Source organism: Pseudomonas koreensis (assembly GCF_024169245.1).
GTDB classification, from domain to species: domain Bacteria; phylum Pseudomonadota; class Gammaproteobacteria; order Pseudomonadales; family Pseudomonadaceae; genus Aquipseudomonas; species Aquipseudomonas koreensis_F.
This window is the reverse complement of sequence record NZ_JALJWP010000001.1, coordinates 1,397,718-1,417,643: the sequence shown is the minus strand read 5'-3', so window position 1 is coordinate 1,417,643 and position 19,926 is coordinate 1,397,718. Positions and strand designations below refer to the sequence as shown.

General features: G+C 59.8%; 23 protein-coding genes. 15 read left to right on the top strand and 8 right to left on the bottom strand.

Annotated elements, in window-relative coordinates; genetic code table 11:
• Positions 1-117 precede the first annotated feature (117 nt).
• From J2Y90_RS06620 to J2Y90_RS06595, 6 genes are all read left to right on the top strand, one after another.
• A complete protein-coding gene (locus J2Y90_RS06620; protein WP_253497691.1) occupies positions 118-1,611 on the top strand; it encodes an acetyl-CoA hydrolase/transferase family protein in 1,494 nt (497 codons plus the stop codon).
• A 320-nt stretch (positions 1,612-1,931) separates the two neighbouring features.
• Complete coding sequence (locus J2Y90_RS06615; RefSeq protein ID WP_007911656.1) at positions 1,932-2,147, top strand: DUF1127 domain-containing protein; 216 nt, start codon at positions 1,932-1,934, stop codon at positions 2,145-2,147.
• Positions 2,148-2,480: 333 nt separating this feature from the next.
• Positions 2,481-2,798, top strand: a complete 318-nt coding sequence (locus tag J2Y90_RS06610; protein WP_253497688.1) for a DUF2388 domain-containing protein — start codon at positions 2,481-2,483, stop codon at positions 2,796-2,798.
• Between the two features lie 108 nt (positions 2,799-2,906).
• A complete protein-coding gene (locus tag J2Y90_RS06605) occupies positions 2,907-3,224 on the top strand; it encodes a DUF2388 domain-containing protein (protein ID WP_253497685.1) in 318 nt (105 codons plus the stop codon).
• Between the two features lie 27 nt (positions 3,225-3,251).
• On the top strand, positions 3,252-3,572 hold the full coding sequence (locus J2Y90_RS06600; protein ID WP_253497682.1) for a DUF2388 domain-containing protein: 321 nt from the start codon (positions 3,252-3,254) through the stop codon (positions 3,570-3,572).
• Positions 3,569-5,530, top strand: coding sequence for a DUF7844 domain-containing protein (locus J2Y90_RS06595; protein WP_253497679.1), 1,962 nt, complete (start codon positions 3,569-3,571; stop codon positions 5,528-5,530). Before J2Y90_RS06600 ends, J2Y90_RS06595 begins: the two co-directional genes overlap by 4 nt.
• Positions 5,531-5,587: 57 nt before the next feature.
• Here J2Y90_RS06595 and trpA read toward each other — a convergent pair whose 3' ends face one another.
• Positions 5,588-6,397 carry a tryptophan synthase subunit alpha gene (trpA, locus tag J2Y90_RS06590; protein ID WP_253497677.1) on the bottom strand — a complete coding sequence of 270 codons (810 nt, stop codon included), beginning with the start codon at positions 6,395-6,397 and terminating at the stop codon, positions 5,588-5,590.
• Complete coding sequence (gene trpB, locus J2Y90_RS06585; RefSeq protein WP_253497674.1) at positions 6,397-7,629, bottom strand: tryptophan synthase subunit beta; 1,233 nt, start codon at positions 7,627-7,629, stop codon at positions 6,397-6,399. Before trpB ends, trpA begins: the two co-directional genes overlap by 1 nt.
• Positions 7,630-7,742: 113 nt before the next feature.
• Between trpB and J2Y90_RS06580 the strand changes: the two genes are divergently transcribed.
• The gene (locus J2Y90_RS06580; RefSeq protein ID WP_253497671.1) at positions 7,743-8,660 is read left to right on the top strand and encodes a LysR family transcriptional regulator; all 918 of its coding nucleotides are present in this window, start codon (positions 7,743-7,745) and stop codon (positions 8,658-8,660) included.
• Here the strand turns inward: J2Y90_RS06580 and J2Y90_RS06575 are convergent.
• Positions 8,633-8,959: a DUF883 family protein gene (locus J2Y90_RS06575; RefSeq protein ID WP_039757078.1), complete on the bottom strand. Its 327-nt coding sequence runs from the start codon at positions 8,957-8,959 to the stop codon at positions 8,633-8,635. The two genes, J2Y90_RS06580 and J2Y90_RS06575, sit on opposite strands and share 28 nt — an antisense overlap.
• Before the next feature lie 166 nt (positions 8,960-9,125).
• Between J2Y90_RS06575 and J2Y90_RS06570 the strand changes: the two genes are divergently transcribed.
• Together J2Y90_RS06570 and J2Y90_RS06565 are read left to right on the top strand one after the other, a co-directional pair.
• Positions 9,126-9,341: a dodecin gene (locus J2Y90_RS06570; protein WP_039757080.1), complete on the top strand. Its 216-nt coding sequence runs from the start codon at positions 9,126-9,128 to the stop codon at positions 9,339-9,341.
• 129 nt (positions 9,342-9,470) lie between these two features.
• Positions 9,471-9,695 carry a DUF1161 domain-containing protein gene (locus tag J2Y90_RS06565; RefSeq protein ID WP_042608985.1) on the top strand — a complete coding sequence of 75 codons (225 nt, stop codon included), beginning with the start codon at positions 9,471-9,473 and terminating at the stop codon, positions 9,693-9,695.
• Between the two features lie 164 nt (positions 9,696-9,859).
• On the opposite strand, the gene J2Y90_RS06560 is transcribed toward J2Y90_RS06565, so the two are convergent.
• Positions 9,860-10,861 (bottom strand): LLM class flavin-dependent oxidoreductase, encoded by a 1,002-nt coding sequence (locus J2Y90_RS06560; RefSeq protein WP_056791299.1) that lies wholly within the window; start codon positions 10,859-10,861, stop codon positions 9,860-9,862.
• Positions 10,862-11,101: 240 nt separating this feature from the next.
• Between J2Y90_RS06560 and J2Y90_RS06555 the strand changes: the two genes are divergently transcribed.
• Together J2Y90_RS06555 and J2Y90_RS06550 are read left to right on the top strand one after the other, a co-directional pair.
• Complete coding sequence (locus tag J2Y90_RS06555; RefSeq protein WP_101159624.1) at positions 11,102-11,533, top strand: OsmC family protein; 432 nt, start codon at positions 11,102-11,104, stop codon at positions 11,531-11,533.
• A gap of 234 nt (positions 11,534-11,767) precedes the next feature.
• Positions 11,768-12,007 (top strand): DUF1161 domain-containing protein, encoded by a 240-nt coding sequence (locus J2Y90_RS06550; protein WP_253497667.1) that lies wholly within the window; start codon positions 11,768-11,770, stop codon positions 12,005-12,007.
• A 4-nt stretch (positions 12,008-12,011) separates the two neighbouring features.
• Here the strand turns inward: J2Y90_RS06550 and J2Y90_RS06545 are convergent, their stop codons facing one another.
• The gene (locus J2Y90_RS06545; protein ID WP_253497664.1) at positions 12,012-12,431 is read right to left on the bottom strand and encodes a hypothetical protein; all 420 of its coding nucleotides are present in this window, start codon (positions 12,429-12,431) and stop codon (positions 12,012-12,014) included.
• Between the two features lie 40 nt (positions 12,432-12,471).
• Positions 12,472-12,894 (bottom strand): hypothetical protein, encoded by a 423-nt coding sequence (locus tag J2Y90_RS06540; RefSeq protein ID WP_253497662.1) that lies wholly within the window; start codon positions 12,892-12,894, stop codon positions 12,472-12,474.
• Positions 12,895-12,952: 58 nt separating this feature from the next.
• Between J2Y90_RS06540 and J2Y90_RS06535 the strand changes: the two genes are divergently transcribed.
• On the top strand, positions 12,953-14,029 hold the full coding sequence (locus J2Y90_RS06535) for an aminopeptidase (RefSeq protein ID WP_253497659.1): 1,077 nt from the start codon (positions 12,953-12,955) through the stop codon (positions 14,027-14,029).
• Positions 14,030-14,128: 99 nt separating this feature from the next.
• On the opposite strand, the gene J2Y90_RS06530 is transcribed toward J2Y90_RS06535, so the two are convergent.
• Positions 14,129-14,779: an HAD family hydrolase gene (locus J2Y90_RS06530; RefSeq protein WP_253497656.1), complete on the bottom strand. Its 651-nt coding sequence runs from the start codon at positions 14,777-14,779 to the stop codon at positions 14,129-14,131.
• Positions 14,780-14,807: 28 nt separating this feature from the next.
• Positions 14,808-15,353: a gamma carbonic anhydrase family protein gene (locus J2Y90_RS06525; protein WP_253497654.1), complete on the bottom strand. Its 546-nt coding sequence runs from the start codon at positions 15,351-15,353 to the stop codon at positions 14,808-14,810.
• An 89-nt stretch (positions 15,354-15,442) separates the two neighbouring features.
• Between J2Y90_RS06525 and prlC the strand changes: the two genes are divergently transcribed.
• The 3 genes from prlC (at position 15,443) to J2Y90_RS06510 (ending at position 19,922) form a co-directional block, all read left to right on the top strand.
• Positions 15,443-17,494, top strand: coding sequence for an oligopeptidase A (gene prlC, locus J2Y90_RS06520; protein ID WP_253497651.1), 2,052 nt, complete (start codon positions 15,443-15,445; stop codon positions 17,492-17,494).
• On the top strand, positions 17,491-17,781 hold the full coding sequence (locus tag J2Y90_RS06515; protein ID WP_016772316.1) for a YheV family putative zinc ribbon protein: 291 nt from the start codon (positions 17,491-17,493) through the stop codon (positions 17,779-17,781). Before prlC ends, J2Y90_RS06515 begins: the two co-directional genes overlap by 4 nt.
• Positions 17,782-17,894: 113 nt before the next feature.
• Complete coding sequence (locus J2Y90_RS06510) at positions 17,895-19,922, top strand: M3 family metallopeptidase (RefSeq protein ID WP_253497649.1); 2,028 nt, start codon at positions 17,895-17,897, stop codon at positions 19,920-19,922.
• Positions 19,923-19,926 lie beyond the last annotated feature (4 nt).

Here is a 19,926-nt window from a genome sequence, read left to right as displayed (position 1 = left end):
TGTTTTACTTCAAACCCGCGAAATAGAGGCCTCGTTTGCGACCTTGGTAGCGGGACAGGCGCCGGCCAAATTCACTAGACTGCGCATCCTGCTACTCGTTGCCCGAGATAATCATCCATGTACCGTGACCGTATTCGCCTGCCTTCGTTGTTGGATAAAGTGATGAGCGCTGCCGACGCCGCTGCTCTGATTGAGGACGGCATGACCGTCGGCATGAGCGGTTTCACCCGCGCCGGCGAAGCCAAGGCCGTTCCCCACGCACTGGCCGAGCGGGCCAAGGTCACGCCGCTGAAGATCAGCCTGATGACCGGCGCCAGCCTGGGCAACGACCTCGACAAGCAACTCACCGAGGCCGGCGTGCTGTCGCGGCGCATGCCGTTTCAGGTCGACAGCACGTTGCGCAAGGCAATCAACGCCGGCGAAGTGATGTTCATCGACCAGCATCTCTCGGAAACGGTCGAGCAGTTGCGCAACCAGCAATTGAAGCTGCCGGACATCGCCGTCATCGAGGCAGTCGCCATCACCGAGCAAGGCCATATCGTGCCGACCACGTCGGTAGGCAACTCGGCCAGCTTCGCGATCTTCGCCAAACAAGTGATCGTCGAGATCAACCTGGCGCACAACGCCAACCTCGAGGGCCTGCATGACATCTATATCCCGACGTATCGCCCGACGCGGACGCCAATTCCGCTGGTAAAAGTCGATGATCGCATCGGCAGCACGGCAATTCCGATTCCGCCGGAGAAGATCGTTGCGATTGTCATCACTCAGCAGTCGGACTCGCCGTCCACGGTGTCAGTACCGGATGTCGACACTAATGCGATCGCTGAGCACTTGATTACCTTCTTCAAGCAGGAGGTCGCGGCCGGGCGCATGACCAACAAGCTCGGCCCGCTGCAGGCCGGGATCGGCAATATCGCCAACGCGGTGATGTGTGGCTTGATCGACTCGCCGTTCGAAGACCTGACCATGTACTCCGAGGTGCTGCAGGACTCGACCTTCGACCTGATCGATGCCGGCAAGCTGAGCTTCGCCTCGGGCAGCTCGATCACCCTGTCCGAGCGGCGCAACAGTGATGTGTTCGGCAACCTGGAGAAATACAAGGACAAACTGATCCTGCGCCCGCAGGAGATTTCCAATCACCCGGAAGTGGTGCGACGCCTGGGTATTATCGGCATCAACACTGCGCTGGAGTTCGACATCTACGGCAACGTCAACTCTACCCATGTCTGCGGTACGCGGATGATGAACGGCATCGGCGGCTCCGGCGATTTTGCGCGCAATGCGCACTTGGCGGTATTCGTGACCAAGTCGATCGCCAAGGGTGGCGCTATTTCCAGTGTGGTTCCGATGGTCAGCCACGTCGACCATACCGAGCATGACGTCGACATTCTGGTGACCGAGGTCGGGCTCGCCGATTTACGCGGCCTGGCGCCACGGGAGCGTGCGCGGGTGATCATCGACAACTGCGTGCATCCGGACTTTCGCCAGGCACTGAATGATTACTTCAGCGCGGCTTGCGCAATTGGCGGTCATACCCCGCATATTCTGCGCGAAGCACTGAGCTGGCATATGAAGCTGGAAGAAACCGGGCGCATGCTTGCGGTGTAACTCATACAGATAATCACCGATGTAAACACAGTTTGCATCGGCGGGTATCTGCAAGGCGCCGGATCGACAAAAACTGTACTGCTGTACCGGTCATTTCCTACAGGAAATCCTTACTTACAACCGATTTACGAGGCGAAATGCACCAATCAAGTGCAGACAGGTACAGTTTGCCCGATTTCGACCCGTACACCATTCATAAACAGTTAACTGGTCACTCACAATACAGGTGAACTGTATCTACAGAGGCTAGGCAAACGAGAGGATCATGGGCACCAGTCAAACCACTACCTGATCCCGCCACAAGCGGAAGGATGTCAACCATGGAACGTACACTCAGTTCCGAACTGTTCTTCGAAGACAAAGCTGTAAACACCCAGGCTTCCCTGCCTCTGCGCGTTATCGCCAACCTGATGCTGTGGCAGCGCCGCATCTCCAGCCGCCATCAACTGGCCCGTCTGGATTCGCGTCTACTGGCTGACGCCGGTATCAGCGAAGCACAACGCTACGAAGAGCTGAGCAAGCCGTTCTGGCGCTAAGCAGCGTCGCTGGCTCTGGTCGTCAGACCCACCGCCAGCAACCCGAATTGCACAAACAGAACCCGTCGTGGGAAACCTCGACGGGTTTTGTCGTTTAAGGGGCCACAAACGCCCTAAACCGCATAACTCTACGATGACCGGTACAATTTACAAAATCATCAAAAACAACCAGTACAGCTATCCAGAACCGTTCGAGCTCAGTGGCCACCACTGGGCGAACCGCATTTGGCAGCCTAATATCCATGGAGAACGTGGCGAACGTTGCGCAACAGGCGTCTGACTCCTCAGATACCGAGCCACCTCTCACTACGGTTTATCCAAAGGAGTTACATCATGATCCGTCTTCGTCTGCTCAGTGCCGCCGCCCTGCTGGCCGTGGCTGCCAACGCCAGCGCTACCAGCTTCATCGTCACCACCGACTCGATTGTCGGCGCGCTGAAAGCTTCATCCGACGCCACTTCCGATGTGACCTCCTCGTTCCGTGACGACAAGATCGTACTTGCCGCCCGTGACGACGCCGCCAGCTTCGTGGCCAGCGAAGGTGATATCCGTGGTGTGAAACTGGAAAGCGCGCTGGATCACATCCGCCATCAGGTGCCACAACTCAATGCCACCGACGCTCAATTGGCTCAAGCGATTCTGACCCTCTGATCGCCGGCTGCATTGCGGGACACGGCAGCCGTGTCCCGATGTTTCAACGCTGGCTCTGGTCCGGGCATTTGCGCTAGCCTTCAGGCTCGTTAACAGTTGTCGAGTCCCATGCGCTTTCTTCCAAATCTGCTCATCTGTTCTGCTTTATTCACTGCCTGCTGGGCGATGTCTGCCAACGCCTTCGATGCTTTCAATGCTTCGACCCAAGGCACGGTCGTCAGTGGTTACGCCACCAGCATGGTGTCTTCTGCGCCGTTCGACCGTAAACTGCTGCTCGCCGCCCATGACGACGCGGCCGCCTTCGTCGCCAGTGACGGTGAATGGCGAGGGGCACGGCTGGAATCGGCGCTGCATTACCTGCGCAAAACCCGGCCGAAACTTCATGCCAGCGACCTTGAACTGGCAGAGGCAATTCTCGTCCAATAGTTATCCTTTTCCTTCCGGAGTCGTTCCATGCGTAGCCCGCTGATTGCTGCCGCCCTTGGCCTGTTTGTGTTGGCCGACATGGCCCAGGCGCACACCCTGGTAGCCACCAGTAACATCATCGTTCGTGCCTCCCAGCGCACCATCGATTTCACCTCCGATACCACCACGTCGATTCGCGATTCGAAAATCATCCGCGAGGCCCACGACGACGCCGCCAGTTTCGTCGCCAGCAACGGCGACATCCGTGGCGCGCACCTCGAAGCTGCCCTTAACACCTTGCGTACTCGCGTGCCGGAAGCCCGCGACGCCAGCGATCAGGTACTCGCCGAAGCCATCCTCGCACTGTGAGGTCCGTTGGCGCCTGGCTGCTGGCCGGGGCGTTGTTGCTGCTTGGCAACAGCGCCCACGCCAGCCTGCAATTGCGGCTCAAGACCGACGGTCTGAGCCCGGCTCAACAACAGGCCAGTCAGGCGCTGATCGATGAGGCCATGCAGAAGCTGCCGCCGAGTTTCATCGAGCGGCTGGATCGGCGCATTAATGTCGGCTGGACCGACGACATGCCTGCCAACGCGTACGGGCAGGCGACGCTGGTTGCCGAGCTCGATCTGAATCGCAAGCTGCTCGCCGGTCTCACCGACGGCAGCGCGGCCAAAGAAAAAACCAATCGCCCCCACGGCACTGTGCGCCAGGAACTGCTGGCCACGGTGCTGCACGAAATCACTCATATCTACGACCGCGCGCGTTTATGGCCTACTGCCGAACGCACGTTGATCCAACGCTGCACCCGACGCTTCAACAGTGCCGGGCTGATTGGCATACCCGACGAGTGTCGCGGGCAGAATGGTCGGCGCTTCACCCTCAGCGACGACCCGCGCCTGCTCGATCTGGCCGGGTGGCAGCAATACGTCGGCCGCCGTGGCGAGCGTGAACAACAAAACCGCCAGATCGCCCGCAGCCCGGACCTTTACGAAATTTCCAGCCCCAAGGAATTCGTAGCGGTCAACATGGAGTACTTCCTCCTCGACCCGAGCTACGCCTGCCGCCGCCCGGCGCTGTATCGCTACTACAAGGAACATTTCGGTTGGGCGCCCCCCGCGCAGGACACCTGCAGCAAGAGTTTCGCCTTTCTCAATGCGGGCAATGACTTCGCCAAGCAGCCTCTGGGGCAAGTCGATCCGGAACGGGTCTACGCTGTCGATTACCTGCTGGCCGAGGCCAACCAGAACTGGGTGAGCCGCTGGGGCCACAGCATGTTGCGTTTGGTGATCTGCGCCCCCGGTCGTCCGCGCGGCCCTGATTGCCGTCTCGACCTCGATCAGCACCTGGTCCTGTCCTATCGCGCCTTCGTTGGCGACGTGCAGCTGTCGAGCTGGGACGGACTGGTCGGCAAATACCCGTCGCGGCTGTTCGTGCTGCCGCTGGCGCAAGTGATCGACGAATACACCAAGACCGAGCTTCGCAGCCTCGCTTCGGTGCCGCTGAACCTGTCTCGCGAGGAAATCGAAGGCGTCGTCGAACATGCCGCCGAGATGCACTGGAGCTACGACGGCAACTACTTCTTCCTCTCCAACAACTGCGCGGTCGAAGGCTTGAAACTGTTGCGCAGCGGCAGCAATAACAACCAGCTCGTCGGCCTCGACAGCATCATGCCCAACGGTTTGCTGGAAGTGCTCAAGGGCCGGGGCCTGGCCGATACCAGCGTGCTCGACGATCCGAAAGAAGCCTTGCGTCTGGGTTATCGCTTCGACTCGTTCCGCGATCGCTATCAGGCGATGTTCGATGTGCTGAAGAAGCAGCTGCCAATCAAGCAGACCACTGTCGAAGAATGGCTGTCACTCAGCGCTGAACAACGCCGCGAATGGTTCGATCGCGCCGACCTGCGCACCAGTGCGGCGCTGTTGCTGCTCGAGCAAGCCAGTTTCCGCCGGCAGTTGCTGCTGGCCCAGGACGAGGTCAAACAACGCTACCTCGGCGCCCGCGAGCTGGAAAACGGCGGCATGGACAAGGCCAACGCGACCTTGCAGGAGATCCTCGCCAACAGTGGTTTCCTCAGCCGCCCGGCGGAACTGCTCGACTCCAAGGGTTACGGACTGCCCCAGCCGAGCGAGTTTGGCCGACTGGAAGCGGAAAGCAGCCAGCGGCAGAAGAAGCTGCTGGCCCTGTCCGGCGATCTCGATACCGAGGTGCGCAAGCTGCTTGAACCCAAGCGGGCGGCCGAGATTGCCGCCAGCGAGGCCAACGTCAAGCAGATTGGCGAGCATTTGCGCAAACTGCACAAGGCTTCGGGCGGACTGCAATTGCCCTGAGCACAAAAAAAGGCTTCAGAACGTCTGTTCTGGAGCCTTTTTTTATTCCCTTCGGCTTTAACCGCGAGCGTTGCGCACGCCTTGCGACAGCGCTGAACACAGACTCAACACGCCATCGATCGCCTGCTCAGGCGTATCGGCGCTGGCGATGTGATCGATCAATGCTGACCCCACCACCACACCGTCGGCAAGACGCGCGATGGCAGCAGCCTGCTCCGGCGTACGGATACCAAAACCGATACTGATCGGCAGATCGGTATGCCGACGCAGACGCGCAACTGCTTCTTCCACATGTTCCAGGGTCGCCGCACCGGCGCCAGTGACACCGGCCACCGACACGTAATAGACAAAACCGGAGCTGCCGTTCAGCACGCGCGGCAAACGCGCGTCATCGGTGGTCGGCGTGGTCAGGCGGATGAAGTCCAGACCGGCAGCCTGCGCCGGGTCGCACAGTTCTTCGTTGTGCTCTGGCGGCATGTCGACCACGATCAAGCCATCGACGCCAGCCTCTTTGGCGTCGGCAATAAAGCGCGGCACGCCGTACATGTGAATCGGGTTGAAATAGCCCATCAATACCAACGGCGTGTCGCTGTTCCCTTCACGGAACTCGCGAACCATTTGCAGGGTTTTCGCCAGATTCTGTTTGGCGCCCAGGGCGCGAATGTTGGCCAACTGAATCGCCGGGCCATCGGCCATCGGATCGGTGAACGGCATGCCCAGTTCGATCACGTCGGCACCCGCCGCCGGCAAGCCTTTGAGAATTGCCAGCGAAGTGTCGTAGTCAGGATCACCGGCGGTGACAAAGGTCACCAGCGCGGCGCGGTTCTGTTGCTTGAGGTCGGCAAAGCGGGTTTGCAGGCGGCTCATCAGTGTTTCTCCTGCTGCGACTGTTGCATATGGTGCATCACGGTTTGCATATCCTTGTCGCCACGACCCGAGAGGTTGACCACCATCAGGTGATCCTTCGGCAGCTGCGGTGCGCGTTTGAACACTTCGGCCAGGGCGTGGGCGCTTTCCAGCGCAGGGATGATCCCTTCCAGACGGCAGCATTTGTGGAACGCCTCAAGGGCTTCGTCGTCAGTCACCGAGGTGTACTGGACGCGGCCGATGTCGTGCAACCACGCGTGTTCAGGGCCGATACCCGGATAGTCGAGGCCGGCGGAGATCGAGTGGGCGTCGATGATCTGACCATCGTCGTCCTGCAGCAGGAAGGTGCGGTTACCGTGCAGCACACCCGGCACGCCGCCGTTGAGGCTGGCCGCATGCTTGCCGGTTTCGATGCCGTAACCGGCCGCTTCGACGCCGATGATTTCCACGCTCTGGTCGTCGAGGAACGGGTGGAACAGGCCCATGGCGTTGGAGCCACCACCGATGCACGCCACCAGACTGTCCGGCAGACGACCTTCCTGAGCCTGCAACTGATCGCGGGTTTCCTTGCCGATGACGGCCTGGAAGTCGCGGACCATTGCTGGATAAGGGTGTGGGCCGGCCACGGTGCCGATCAGGTAGAAGGTGTTGTCGACGTTGGTCACCCAGTCCCGCAGGGCTTCGTTCATCGCGTCTTTCAGGGTGCCGGTGCCGGCCACTACCGGGATCACTTCAGCGCCCAACAGCTTCATGCGGAAGACGTTGGCCTGCTGACGTTCGATGTCGGTGGTGCCCATGTAGATCACGCAGTCCAGACCGAAACGCGCAGCGACAGTGGCCGTGGCCACGCCGTGCATGCCGGCACCGGTCTCGGCGATGATGCGCTTCTTGCCCATGCGCCGCGCCAGCAGGATCTGGCCGATGCAGTTGTTGATCTTGTGCGCGCCGGTGTGGTTCAGCTCTTCACGCTTGAGATAGATCTTCGCGCCACCGCAGAACTCGGTCAGGCGTTCGGCGAAATACAGCGGGCTCGGACGTCCGACGTAGTCGCGCTGGAAGTAGGCCAATTCTTCTGTGAAGGCCGGATCTTCCTTGGCCGCTTCGTACTCGCGGGCCAGGTCGAGGATCAACGGCATCAGGGTTTCCGCGACATAACGGCCACCGAACGCACCGAACAGGCCGTTGGCGTCAGGGCCGTTACGCAGATCAGAGGTGTTCGAAGTCTGGGTCATGGGTCGCTCCAGGTGAATTCGGTGAGAAGACAATGACGTCCACTCTACCCCTGACGTTCTGGACTGAAAACCGATAAGATCGCCACAACCTGTCAGGAAAACTCACAGATACCATGAGCCACGACCTTCCCCCGCTTAACGCCTTGCGCGCGTTCGAGGCCACCGCCCGCCTGAGTAGCGTCAGTCAGGCTGCCGAGCAGTTGCATGTCACCCACGGCGCAGTCAGCCGCCAGCTCAAGGTGCTCGAAGAGCATCTCGGCGTGAGCCTGTTCGTCAAGGACGGACGTGGCTTGAAACTCACAGATGCCGGCGTGCGCCTGCGTGATGCCAGCGGTGAGGCGTTCGATCGGTTGCGCAGTGTTTGTGCGGAATTGACCCAAAACACTGCCGATGCGCCGTTCGTGCTCGGGTGTTCGGGGAGCCTGTTGGCGCGCTGGTTTATTCCGCGCTTGGGTCGGCTGAATGCCGATCTGCCGGATTTGCGTTTGCACCTGTCTGCCGGTGAAGGCGATCTCGATCCTCGACGCCCGGGACTGGATGCCTTGTTACTGTTCGCCGAGCCGCCGTGGCCGGCCGACATGCAAGTCTATGAACTCGCAGCGGAGCGCATCGGCCCGGTCATGAGCCCGTTGTTCAGCGGTTATCGAAAGCTGCAAACCGCTCCGGCCGCAAAACTGCTCGACGAACCGTTGCTGCACACCACTTCTCGCCCGCAGGCCTGGCCCAGTTGGGCGCAGCAGTACGGCCTCGACGCCAAGGCGTTGAAGCTCGGGCAAGGATTCGAGCATTTGTATTATTTGCTGGAAGCAGCTGTTGCAGGTCTCGGCGTAGCGATCGCGCCGGAGCCGTTGGTAATCGAAGATCTGAAGGCGGGTCGCCTGGTTGCGCCGTGGGGCTTCTGCGAAACCCCGGCGCAACTGGCGTTGTGGCTACCCAAGCGCGCCGCAGACGGGCGCGCCCGGCAACTGGCGCAGTGGCTCAAAAACGAGCTGCGCCAGCCTGATCACTCGCCGCGTTTGAACAAAAAGTAGGCAGCGAGCAGACCAATTGCACCAACAGCCACGCCGGCTGTGGTCCATGGGTGTTCCTGCGCGTAGTCACGAGTGGCAATGCCGGTCTCGCGGGTTTTCACTTTGACTTCTTCGTACGCGTCGCTGAGCAGATGACGGGAATGTTTCAGTGCACTTTCGGCATTGCTTTTCAGCGCCTTGAGGGTCTTGCGCGACTCGTCCGAAGCATCGTCTTTCAAGCTTTCCAACGATTTGAGCAGACTCTCGATCTCGGCTTCCATGCTTTGCAACGAGGCTTTACGTAAAGAGGTGTTGGCCATGGTGGCTCTCCTGCATTGGTGATGAGTGGCGTGTGTTGGTTGGGACTTCAGCACTTCGAGAAAGTGCAGAAATTCTGAACTTCGGCAGCGCAGCGGCGCCGAAATCAACAGTGCAATTGCCTGCCAGGTTCAATTTCACACGCCATTCCAACCCAAGGAGATCGCCATGAGTGACCATCACACGTACAAGAAAGTCGAGCTGGTCGGTTCGTCCACCACCAGCATTGAAGACGCAATCAACAATGCGCTGGCCGAAGCCAACAAAACCCTGCGCAATCTGGAATGGTTCGAAGTGACCGAAACCCGTGGCCACATCGAAAACGGCCAGGTGGCGCATTTTCAGGTAACGCTGAAGGTGGGCTTCAAGATTGTCGCCAGTTGAGTTTGATCCAGTCTTCTGAACTTGCGCGCTGGCCGAGTGCCATAGGGAATGGCAAAGCGCTACAAGGTGAGCGCATCGGGTGGATGACCCGATGCCCGCCTCTTTCAATCCGACCAGGGAGTGCGACCGATGAAGAAGTTCATGTTGGCAGTAGGTTTGTTGAGCCTTGCGGGTGGTGCGTTTGCAGCCGGCAAGCCCTGTGAAGAGCTGAAAAGTGAAATCGCAGCGAAGCTCGACGCCAAAGGCGTTTCCGGTTATTCGCTGGAAGTTGTCGACAAGGGTGCGGCGGCTGATGGCGAAGTAGTAGGCACCTGCGAAGGTGGCAGCAAGGAAATCGTCTACAAGCGCGGTTGATCGCGCCTGAAATACAAAAGCCGACGTGGATGCGTCGGCTTTTTTTTGGGCGATGATTTTCCCTGTAGGAGCTGCGGCACGCTGCGATCTTTTGATCTTGATTTCAAATCACGATCAAGAGATCGCAGCCTCGTTTCACTCGACAGCTCCTACAAGGGTGCGCGTTATCCCTTCATGACTTGCGCAAGCAGTTCGTAGGAATGGATGCGATCGGCGTGCTCATACAAATCACTGGTGAAAATCAGCTCGTCCGCCTGGGTTTGCTCGATCAGCACTTCAAGCTTGGCGCGGATCTTCTGTGGGCCGCCGACCATGGCAAGACCAAGGAAATCGCCCACCGCTTCACGCTCATGGGGCAGCCACAGGCCGTCCATGGTTTTCACCGGCGGACGCTGCACCAGACTCTGCCCACGCATCAGGGCAAGAATGCGCTGGTACACCGACGTGGCCAGATAATCGGCTTGCTCATCGGTATCAGCGGCCACCAGCGGCACGCCGAGCATCACGTAGGGCTTGTCGAGCACCGCCGACGGCTTGAAGTGATTGCGGTAGATGCGAATCGCCTCGTGCATGAAGCGCGGCGCGAAGTGCGAGGCGAAGGCATAAGGCAAGCCCCGCTCACCTGCCAGCTGTGCACTGAACAGACTCGAACCGAGCAGCCAGACAGGCACATTGGTGCCGGTGCCGGGCATGGCGATCACCCGTTGTTCCGGGGTGCGCGGGCCGAGATAGCGCATCAGTTCGGCGACATCTTCAGGGAAGTCATCAGCGCTGCCGGAGCGTTCGCGGCGCAAGGCGCGGGCGGTCATCTGGTCGGAGCCCGGCGCACGGCCCAGTCCCAGGTCGATCCGTCCCGGGTACAGGCTCTCAAGGGTGCCGAACTGCTCGGCAATCACCAGCGGCGCATGGTTAGGCAGCATCACCCCGCCGGAACCCACACGGATCGTCGAAGTGCCACCGGCCAGATAGCCGAGCAAGACCGAGGTGGCGGAACTGGCGATGCCGTCCATGTTGTGGTGTTCGGCAACCCAAAAGCGTGTGTAGCCGAATTTCTCGGCATGTTGCGCCAGGTCCAGCGAGTTGCGCAGCGATTGCGCCGCGCTGCCGTTTTCGCGCACCGGCACCAGGTCGAGGGTGGAAAATTTAACGTCGGACAGTTTTTTCATGAGCCTGCATCTCCGGGTGGGGAGGCAGGTTTTTCTTGCGAACGAAAACCTGCCAAATCCATAAGCGTGTTTTATGGAATGAGGGCATATACCCGAGATTCAATAGTAGCGACGAAATTTCCTACTAAAAAAGTCAACGATTCAGCCAGGCTGAACTTTGTTCCGCCGTCTATCCTCAGAAGCCTTGCTAGTAAAAACCGCGAAGGCGCGGCGTTCCGCGCCACATTTGAGGAGGCAGACATGGCTATCGTGAAAAAGGCATCGGCGCATTGGGAAGGCGACCTGAAAACCGGTCTCGGCTCGATCTCCACCGAAACCGGCGTACTCCGGGAAGCGCCGTACGGCTTCAAGGCACGCTTTGAAGGCGGCAAGGGCACCAACCCGGAAGAACTGATCGGCGCGGCCCACGCCGGCTGCTTCTCCATGGCGTTTTCGATGATTCTCGGCGATGCCGGCCTGAAGGCAGACAGCATCGACACCAACGCCGAAGTCACCCTCGATCAGGTTGAGGGCGGCTTCGCGATCACCGCAGTGAAGCTGATTCTCAAGGCGAAAATCCCGGGCGCGACTCAGCAGCAGTTTGAAGAGCTGAGCAACAAGGCCAAGGAAGGTTGCCCGGTTTCCAAGGTCCTGAATGCGAAGATCACCCTCGAGGCTTCGCTGGTCAGCTGATTCGGCGTTTGCTGGGCTGACGCTTTCGCGAGCAGGCTCGCTCCCACAGGGAATTGCATTTATTCAGATGGATGCGATCAACTATAGGAGTGAGCCTGCTCGCGATGGCAATCTCGACATCACACAAATCCGAACATGTGAGCAAAGTCAGAACCCGCTCCGCAGAAATGTGGTCGAATAATCGACAGCAGCCTCAGCGCACGCCCGTGCGCGCTGCCTCAAGGAGCTTCATCGATGAAACGTATTGGCTTGGCGATCCTTTGCAGTGCACTGGCCACGTCCGCTTTCGCAGCCCCCAAGGACTGTGAAGAGCTCAGAAAGGAAATCGAGATCAAGATTCAGGCGAAAGCAATTCCTTCCTACACCCTGGAAATCATTACGGCGGAAGAGGCGAAGCAGCACGACTCAGCCATGATCGTCGGTTCTTGCGAGTACGGCACCAAGCGAATCATCTACCAGAGAAACGACAGCTGAACCGCTAGATGATGCAGTGGAACTCGCGGTCTTCAGCAACGATTTCGCGCTTGGCATTGTACAAACGCGCGCTCGGCGTGAACGCCAACGAACGCCCTTCCAGCAGATAACGCTGGCCGGCCTCGAAGTGGTCATAGCGGATCGTCAGATAACACAGACGCTCCACTGGTCCCGTCAGCAGACTGCCACCGCCGCCAAACACTTCGAAGTCGAAACGCACCCGCAGCTCATGGCTGCCGGGGGTCACCTGGAAAAATCGGCCGTCGTTCAACCGCTGGTTGTCGAGACGTTCGGCCATCAGCAGTTTGCCGCCAGGGCTTGGCGTGGAGAAGTCGACCCAGGCCATTTGCGGGTCAACCGGGGGCAACGGCGTCTGGCAACCGGCGACAAGGCCGACAACGAGCAACAGCAGCAACGTACGCATGATGGATATCCACAGATCTGAACAGCCAGCATAGCGCCGATCAACTGCTCTGACAGCCCGCCGGTGTGCCCTGACCGACTACCTTGCGCTGTTCATCATAGAGCTTGGCCCAAGGCCGGAAGCCGATGCTGCCCGCCTGCAACTGATAGCGCTGGCCGGCGTTGAAATCCTTGAATTTCACGCTCATCTGGCAATCGCGCCACAGCGGTTCGGCATTCGGGCCGATATTGGTGGCCTCGACCGGAAATTGATAGCGCACCTTCAGTTCGTGGCTGCCGGGCTGCACTTCGAAATAGCGTTTATCGATGGCATGGGTGGCATCGACTTGCACGGCTTGCAGCGCCGTGTCGTGTTGGCGGGCGTCGAGATCGATCCAGGCTTGCGAAGGGTCGGGATCGGGCATTCCGAATCCGGCACAACCGGCCAGCGTCAGCAGGCCTCCTGTCAGCATCAACATGCGCATAGCGGTGCTCCTTGAGGCGGGATAGTCTTGGGGCAGACTTTCCGGGGAATTTCTTATTTTGATCAGGCCGTTTTCCAGCCTTGGGTTACTTGATCGCGTTTTTCCGATTTTGTTTCCGGGTGTGTTGTTTTTGTTGCTCAACGGTTGCGCCAGCGTCAGCTACTACAGCCAGCTCGCCAGCGGACAATTGCAATTGCTGCGCGCGCGGGAGCCGGTGGAGAAAGTCATTGCCGACCCGAGCCGCGACGCCAGATTGCGCGCGCACCTGGCCCAATCACAACAGGCCCGCACGTTCGCCAGTGAGCATCTGCACCTGCCGGACAACCGAAGCTATCGCCTGTACGCCGACATCGGCCGCCCGTTCGTGGTGTGGAACGTCTTCGCCACCGCAGAGTTTTCTCTCACGCCGCAAAATCACTGTTTCCCGATTGCCGGCTGCGTGGCCTATCGCGGCTACTACAGCCAGAGCGCCGCCCGTGGCGAAGCGGCGATTCAGCGCCTGCAGGGCATGGACGTGTCGATCGGCGGGGTCGAGGCGTACTCGACGCTTGGCTGGTTCAATGACCCGATCCTCAACTCGATGATGGGCTGGGGCGATGAGCGTCTGGCCACACTGATTTTTCATGAACTGGCGCACCAGCGCTTCTATGTGAAGGACGACACCGAGTTCAACGAGTCATTCGCCACGTTTGTCGAGCAGGAAGGCACGCGGCAATGGCGCGCCTTTCGCGGCTTGCCGGCGGAATCCGATGCCAGGCTCAAGCAGCGTGACCAGTTCATCGGCCTGGTGCTCGACACCCGCTCACGGTTGGAGAAGCTCTATGCGCAACCGCTGTCCGCCGAGCAGATGCGCGCGCGCAAAGCGGCCGAGTTCGAGCGCTTGCGCCGGGACTATCGGGTAATGCGCGACAGCCAGTGGGCCGGGGACAAACGCTATGACGCCTGGGTCAATGCGCCGCTGAACAATGCGCGATTGTTACCGTTCGGGCTGTATGACCAGTGGGTGCCGGCGTTTGCTGCGCTGTTCAGGCAGGTGGGTGGGGATTGGTTGAGGTTTTATGCCGAGGTTGAGCGGTTGGGGAAGTTGCCGGTTGATGAGCGCAAGGCGGCGCTGAAAACGTTGGCCAGGTTCTAAGGAATGCGGGGGCATAACGGCCCTTTCGCGAGCAGGCTCGCTCCCACATTGGATAGCGATGCCCCTGTGGGAGCGAGCCTGCTCGCGAAGGCTATTTCATCAGCGCTGCAAAAACGCCTGATGCAACGCATCCAGAGTTTCAAAGTGATAAGCCGGCGCCTCGGCATTCAACTCCTCGAAACTGCCAAACCCATAGCCCACCGCCGCCGCATCGATGCCATTGCTGCGCGCACCGATCAGGTCATGCTTGCGATCACCGATCATCAGGGTCTGCGCCGGATCCAGGCGTTCTTCCTCGAGCAGATGCGCAATCAGCTCAACCTTGTCGGTCCGCGTGCCGTCCAGCTCGCTGCCGTAGATCACTTTGAAATGCCGGGCAAAATCAAAATGCCGGGCGATTTCGCGGGCGAACACCCACGGCTTGGACGTCGCGATGTACAACTGCCGTCCCTGCCCGCTCAAGGTTTCCAGTAGCGGCGTCACCCCGTCGAACACTCGATTTTCGTAAAGTCCGGTGACCTTGAAGCGCTCGCGGTAGAAATTCACCGCTTCCCAGGCCTTGGCCTCCTCGAAATCGTAGAACTGCATGAACGCTTGCAACAGCGGAGGGCCGATGAAGTGTTCCAGTTTGCTCAGGTCCGGTTCGTCGATGCCAAGCTTGGCCAACGCAAATTGAATTGAGCGAGTGATGCCCTCACGCGGGTCGGTCAGGGTGCCATCGAGGTCGAACAGTACAGTCTGGTAATGCATGAGAATTCCTGAGCAGGTGTAGGGCAATTCAGAGCTGGTCGTAGCCTTCGGCCAGATGCAGGTCCTTGAGCTTGACGTAGTTCGCCGCGCTGTAAGTGAAGAAGGCATTTTCCTTGTCGGTCAACGCTCGCACCTGTTTCACCGGACTACCGACATAGAGGAAGCCGCTTTGCAGGCGCTTGCCTGGTGGCACCAGGCTGCCGGCGCCGATAATCACATCGTCTTCGATCACGGCGCCGTCCATGACGATACTGCCCATGCCGATCAACACGCGGCTGCCGACGGTGCAGCCATGCAGCATGACCTTGTGGGCGATGGTCACGTCATCGCCGATCAGCAAGGGAAAACCGTCCGGGTTGAACGGGCCGGCGTGGGTGATGTGCAACACGCAGCCGTCCTGCACGCTGGTGCGTGTACCGATGCGGATGCGGTGCATGTCGCCACGGATCACCGTCAGCGGCCAGACCGAGCTGTCTTCGCCGATTTCAACGTCGCCGATCACCACCGCCGAACCATCGACGAATGCGCCTTTGCTCAAACGGGGGGTGTGATTCTGATAGTTGCGAAGGGACACGATTAGTTCTCTCTCTGTCGCCGATAGCTGCGGTGAGTGTCGATTGTAATTAAGATGGGCGCATGTTTCTTCCAGCCAAGGTGCCAACCGTGAGCGTGAACAACCCTCTTTTGCAGTCCTATGACCTGCCACCGTTCTCCACGATCCGTGCCGAACACGTCCTGCCCGCCATCGAAACCATCCTCGCGGACAACCGCGCCGCCATCGCCGAGATCCTCAAGACCCAGGGCAAGAACCCGACCTGGGCCGGTCTGGTGCTGGCGATGGACGAACTCAACGATCGCCTCGGTGCGGCGTGGAGCCCGGTCAGCCATCTGAACGCCGTGTGCAACAGCGCCGAACTGCGTGAAGCCTACGAGTCGTGCCTGCCGGCCCTGAGCGCCTACTCCACCGAAATGGGCCAGAACCGCGAACTGTTCCAGGCCTATGAAGCGTTGGCCAACAGTCAAGAAGCTGCCAGTTTCGACGTCGCGCAAAAAACCATTCTGGAACACGCCCTGCGCGATTTCCGCCTGTCGGGTATCGACCTGCCGGAAGCCGAGCAGAAACGTTACGCCGAAGTGCAGAGCAAGCTGTCCGAGCTCGGCAGCCGCTTCTCCAACCAATTGCTCGACGCCACTCAGGCGTGGACCAAACACATTACCGATGAAGCCGCCCTCGCCGGCCTGACCGATTCGGCCAAGGCGCAAATGGCTGCTGCCGCCCAAGCCAAAGGCCTCGATGGCTGGCTGATCACTCTGGAATTCCCCAGCTACTACGCCGTGATGACCTATGCGCAGGACCGCGCACTGCGCGAAGAAGTCTACGCCGCCTACTGCACCCGCGCCTCGGACCAGGGCCCGAATGCAGGGCAGAACGACAACGGCCCGGTGATGGAAGAGATCCTCGACCTGCGCCAGGAATTGGCCCGACTACTGGGCTTCGGCAGTTTCGCCGAGCTGAGCCTGGCGACAAAAATGGCCGAATCCAGCGATCAGGTGCTGAGCTTCCTGCGTGATCTGGCCCAGCGCAGCAAGCCGTTCGCCGCCCAGGATCTGCAACAGTTGCGTGCATACGCCGCCGAACAGGGCTGCGCCGATCTGCAAAGCTGGGACAGTGGCTTCTACGGCGAAAAACTCCGCGAGCAACGTTACAGCGTCGCTCAGGAAACCCTGCGTGCCTACTTCCCGATCGATAAAGTCCTGAGCGGCCTGTTCGCTATCGTCCAGCGTTTGTACGGTATCGAGATCGCCGAGCAGAAAGGCTTCGACACTTGGCACCCCGACGTGCGGCTGTTCGAAATCAAGGAAAACGGCCAGCACGTCGGCCGCTTCTTCTTCGACCTGTATGCCCGCGCCAACAAGCGTGGCGGCGCGTGGATGGATGGCGCCCGCGACCGTCGCCGCACCGTCGACGGTGTGCTGCAAAGCCCGGTGGCCAATCTGGTGTGCAACTTCACCCCGGCCGACAGCGGCAAACCGGCGCTGCTGACCCACGATGAAGTCACCACCCTGTTCCACGAATTCGGCCATGGCCTGCATCACTTGCTGACCCGCGTCGAGCACGCTGGCGTGTCCGGTATCAACGGCGTGGCATGGGATGCAGTCGAGTTGCCAAGCCAGTTCATGGAAAACTGGTGCTGGGAGCCGGAAGGCCTGGCGCTGATCTCCGGCCACTACGAGACTGGCGAGCCACTGCCGCAGGATCTGCTGGAAAAAATGCTCGCGGCGAAGAACTTCCAGTCCGGTCTGATGATGGTGCGGCAGCTGGAGTTCTCGCTGTTCGACTTCGAACTGCACGCCACCCACGGCGATGGCCGCAGCGTGGCGCAAGTGCTGGAGGGCGTGCGTGACGAAGTGTCGGTGATGCGTCCACCGGCTTACAACCGCTTCCCCAACAGCTTCGCGCACATCTTCGCCGGTGGTTACGCGGCCGGTTACTACAGCTACAAGTGGGCCGAAGTGTTGTCCGCCGATGCTTTCTCCAAGTTTGAAGAGGACGGCGTGCTCAACGCTGACACCGGTCGGGCGTTCCGCGAAGCGATTCTGGCGCGCGGCGGCTCGCAGGCACCGATGGTGCTGTTCGTCGACTTCCGTGGCCGTGAACCGTCGATCGACGCGCTGTTGCGCCACAGCGGTCTGAGTGAGGACGCGGCAGCATGAGCGACGGCCCTGTGATCACCAAGAAACGCTTTATCGCCGGGGCGGTCTGCCCGGCGTGCAGCGAGCCGGACAAGTTGATGATGTGGAACGAGGACGGCGTGCCGCACCGCGAATGCGTGGCCTGCGGTTATTCCGACACCCTCAACGAGCAGGGCCTGTCGGTGCCCAAGGAGCTGGGCACACGGGTCAATACCAGCGCGCTGAAGCCTGCCGCCGATAAAAAGGTCCAGGCCGTGCAGTTCTTCCCGAACCCGAAGCTGAAGAAAAAGCCTGACGAACAACAGTGACTGCTACTGCCATCTGCCGATGATCGTCGGCAGGTGGCGGTAACTATCTACCACCTCGCCCCCGCGCTTCGTGATTAGGCTGACCCATTCAGCCCTCTCTCACGGAAGACGCCATGCCTGACACCAATCCGCTTTTACAACACTGGCAATTGCCGCCCTGGTCAGCGGTGCGCGCCCGGCATCTGATGCCGGCGATCGACCAGATTGTTGCTGACAACCAACAGATTATCGAAAACGTCATCGCCACTCAGGTCGATCATCCCAACTGGGACGATCTGGTCATCGCCATCGATGAGGCGGGCGCGCGCCTGGATGAAACCATCGCGGTCATCGAGTTCCTGACAGTAATTCATTCCGAGGATCCCGACTGGATACAGCAGAGCGCCTTGAGCAGCGTAGTCGCAGAGCAATTTTTGGCCGCAAAGCGCAGAAATCCGGCGTTGCTACAGACCTATCAGCGCCTGGCAAGCAGTTCGATAGCGGGCAGTTTCAGTGATGCACGCAAAGCCTCATTGGCGAAAACCCTGCGCGGATTCCACATGGCGGGAGCCGGGTTGCCCAACGCTCAAAGCGAAAAGCTGGCGCAATTGAACACAGAGATCGACCTCATGGAGAAACTGTTCATGAGCAATCTCAAAACTGCCAGCGCCGCCTGGAGCAAGCACATTGTCGACGTTACGTTGCTGGCGGGGCTGAGGCCCGACGTGCAGGAGCATCTGGCTGCCAATGCAAGACAGGCGGGACTCCCTGGCTGGCGACTGACACTGGAACAAAACACCTACCAGCAGATCATGACCCATGCGCAGAATCGCGCGCTGCGCGAGGAATGTTACCGAGCGTATTGCACACGTGCCTCGGATCAGGGGGCTGATGCCGGACAGTTCGACAATGAGCCGGTACTGATGGTGTTGCTGTTCTTGCGTCACGAAAAAGCCCGGACGCTGGGCTTCGACAATTTCGCCCAATTGCGCTTGCACGATCGTATGGCTACAGACACCTCGCAGGTCAGTGCATTCCTGCGTCGGCAAATAGCCCTCAACGCAGCGGCGCTGGCCGAGGAAACCGAGGAACTGCGGACTTTTGCCCGCACGCAGGGTATCGAGCAGCTCGAGCCATGGGATCAGGATTTTCTGGCGGAACAACTTCGTCGACAACACGCGGACGGCGCGCTGGATGACCTGCGCCAGTATTTCCCGTTGAACACTGCGTTGCGCAGCCTCTTGCGCTTCAGCGAGCATCTGCTCGGGATCAGAATCAGCGAACAAGCGCAGCGCGACCCCTTCGACGACCAGGTCCGACTGTTCGAAGTCAGCGAGCATGGTCAACCGATCGGCTACGTGTATATCGACCTGTTCCACCGCGAAGCTGGCAATGACTTTGCGTGGTCGGGTGTGTTGCGCAACCGTCGGGTCAATGCCGAAGGCCGGCGAACATTGCCGATTGCCTCGCTTCACAGCAACTTTACCGCCGCAGTCGCCGGCCAGGAAAACCTGCTTTCACACCAGGATCTGCGCGTACTGCTGCATGAGTTCGGACACTGCCTGCATCACGTCCTGAGCCGTTCGCCGCATTACAACCTGTCCGGCATCTCGCAGTTGAGCCGCGACGCTGCCGAATTTATCGGGCAGTTGTTTGAACAATGGGCGCACTCAGCCGAGTTTCTACGCTGGATGGCCATCCATCACAAAACCGCCGAGCGGCTGTCCGAAAACCGGATAAACGCAGCGTTGTCCGCCCTTGATGCACAACGAAGCCGGGAAACGGCCATCTTGTTGATGAGCGCGCTATTCGATTTAGAGCTACATCGCTGTCACGGTGACGGTCGCAGCATTCAGCAGGTGTTCAATGATGTGCAGCGCGAGTTTGCCCACCTGCCGATACCCGACTACTGCCGGTTCGCCAACAGTTTCGATTTTCTGGCGACCGGGTATGAGGCTTCGGTGTATGCCTATAAATGGTCCGGCGTGATGGCCAGCGAGGCGTTCAAACGCTTCGAGCGCGAGGGTGTGTTCAATGCGCAAACGGGCCGGGATCTGCGCGAGATACTGTTTTCGGGTGACATGCAGTCACTGCCCGCGGCGCTGCAAGCCTTCCTCGGTCAGCCGATCGACCCTCAGCTTTTTGCCGCGCCGCCGGGTTGAGCCG